Below are 2,414 nucleotides of genomic sequence, written 5' to 3' on the forward strand. Positions count from 1 at the left end.
CCCCCAGCCTGCCGCCGACCCTGATGCAGCCGGTGACGCCCAGCATGCCGCCGCCTGCGGTCACGACCGTGCCGCCGGCCGCGCCACTCAACGCGGCCGTGCCCGGACAGGCTGTGCTGTCGCTCACCGCCAAATACGGCAAGGACACACCCCCGATCACCAGCGGCCTGGTCTGGCGCGTGTTCGCCGACCGTCCCGACGAGAACGGCACCTTCAAGCTGATCCGTGAGGATCGGAATGCCACGCCCAATATCGTGCTACCGCCCGGCAATTACGTCGTGCACGTCGCCTTCGGCCTCGTCAGCGCGGTGCGCACCGTCAGCCTGAAGGGCGAGACCGACCGTGAATCCTTCGTGCTGCCGGCCGGCGGCCTGCGCATCGAGGGCCGCGTCGGCACCAGCCGCATTCCGCAGAACCAGATCTCGTTCGCGATCTACAAGGGCAGCCAGTTCGAGTCCGGCGAGCGCGCCTCGCTGGTGCCGAACGTCTCCGCCGGCGACGTCGTGCTGCTGCCGGAGGGCACCTACTACATCATCTCCAACTATGGCGACGCCAATTCGGTGGTGCGCTCGGACATCCGCGTCCAGGCCGGCAAGCTCACCGACGTCACCATCACGCACCGCGCCGCGGTCATCACGCTGAAGCTCGTCAGCGACAGGGGGGGGCGAGGCTCTCGCCAACACCGCCTGGTCGGTGCTGACCCCCGGCGGCGACGTCATCAAGGAATCGATCGGCGCCTTCCCGCGCGTCGTGCTCTCCGAAGGCGAATACCGCGCCATCGCCAAGAACGAGGGCAAGGTCTACGAGCGCGGCTTCAACGTCGTCAACGGCGTCGACGGCGAAGTCGAAGTCGTCGCGCGCTAGCGCCTCCGCGGCGATGCCGCATGCGGTCAGGCGTCGGACTTCACGTCCGGCACAATAATTCTCATCCGGCGCACGATCGTGCTATCTCCTGTTACCTCTGCGATTGTGTGTACAAGTGAACAGATGCTCACGCTCTGTGTTCTGCTTTGAATACCTGTGTCGGCGCGACGAGGCGGCGCTTTGGGGCGTGAAGAAACACCGGCAGCAGCGCCTTATTCCAGAGGCGTCGCGACATCGTGACAGCCGGTGCAAGATACGTATTTCCGATAATCAATTTTATTCTCTTTCCATCCTGCTGGGTTATATGTCGGGCATCCATCTAACGGGGGACGCCGGAGCAGGTGCGTATGCCTTGCGAGACCGGCAGGAGCAGGGGACCAAGCCCGTCGGCATGTTCGAAGTGATCCTCACCAGGCGTAAGCGGTTTGGCTGGCGATGGCAGGTGTGCGACCAGTCCGGCAAGATATTTGCCGATGGCTTCGAGCGCACCCGGCCGTCCGCCAAATATCATGGCGAGCGCGCATTATTTTTCCTGTTGTCGCAGGCCTATTTGCGCAATCGCTCGGCGGCCTCGAGCGAGGACTAGCCGCGGCTGCGCATGCACTGCGAGGAGGCCGCGATGAAGCATTGCAAGATCGTCGTCTTCGTTCCGGTGTCTGACGGCGATCGCGTGCGGCAGGCGATGGGCGATGCCGGCGCCGGCGTGATCGGCAATTACTCCTATTGCAGCTTCACGGTGAAAGGCATTGGCCGCTTCAGGCCTGATGCCGGTGCCAGTCCCTCGATCGGCGAGGTCGGACGGCTCGAGGCGGTCGAGGAAGAGCGCATCGAGACCGTCTGCGCAGCCGAGAAGCTCGCCGCAGTGATCGCGGCGATCCGAAGTGCGCATCCCTATGAAGAGCCCGCGATCGACGTCTATCCGCTCGAGGCGATCGGCTAGCTCTAACGCCTCGTCCCGTAGATGGGGTAACGGGCTCCCTGAGGCCTTCAACCAAGCCGCGCTAGCTACGGCGCTGTTTGATGCGCGCGTCGCGCGGCTTGGTTGAAGGCCTCAGGGACCCGTTACCCCATCTACAAGCCCTTGCGCTGCCCGACGGGCAAAACACCCAAACCATCGGTCAACGCACGCCAACAAAAACATTCCGCTTTACCGAATTTCGGAAACGGCGTATCTGTCACCTCATCCCGGCCCGAGGAAGAGGGGCGCATCGCGATCGTCACGACACGCGGGCCGGACGGCGGTGGACGTGGGCCACATCGGCGCGAGTGGCTTCGCAGGGCAGGCGACTGTGAGCGGAGACCTCGCGCACACGACCGGTGTGGTCCACGTACGGCCAAATCGTGTGGTCCTGGCGCCCGGAGTCTGTGCGCCAAATCTTGCGGTGATGTTGCGGCCCGACCGGACCGCGCGCATCGGCCATCCGCGAGGCGACGGGGGCAATAGTGCATCGCTCCCCGGGGAGAGCGCGACATAAGCCGTTCCAACCACTGCGCAGGGAAGGCCGGGATGCTTCCGGTTGCCCTGTTTCCCGCTGTGCATTGTAGCGCAA

Annotated in this window: 2 protein-coding genes and 1 pseudogene; all 3 read left to right on the forward strand. The window is 64.5% G+C overall.

What is annotated here, in order from left to right:
- Positions 1-864: pseudogene (locus tag AC630_RS41995) on the forward strand (RgsD C-terminal domain-containing protein); the annotation flags it as partial.
- A 136-nt stretch (positions 865-1,000) separates the two neighbouring features.
- Positions 1,001-1,450, forward strand: coding sequence for a hypothetical protein (locus AC630_RS47665; protein ID WP_245330670.1), 450 nt, complete (start codon positions 1,001-1,003; stop codon positions 1,448-1,450).
- Between the two features lie 33 nt (positions 1,451-1,483).
- Positions 1,484-1,804, forward strand: a complete 321-nt coding sequence (locus tag AC630_RS42005; RefSeq protein WP_074124318.1) for a YqfO family protein — start codon at positions 1,484-1,486, stop codon at positions 1,802-1,804.
- Positions 1,805-2,414 lie beyond the last annotated feature (610 nt).

The organism is Bradyrhizobium sp. AS23.2 (assembly GCF_001908185.1).
In the GTDB taxonomy this organism is placed as follows: Bacteria; Pseudomonadota; Alphaproteobacteria; order Rhizobiales; family Xanthobacteraceae; genus Bradyrhizobium.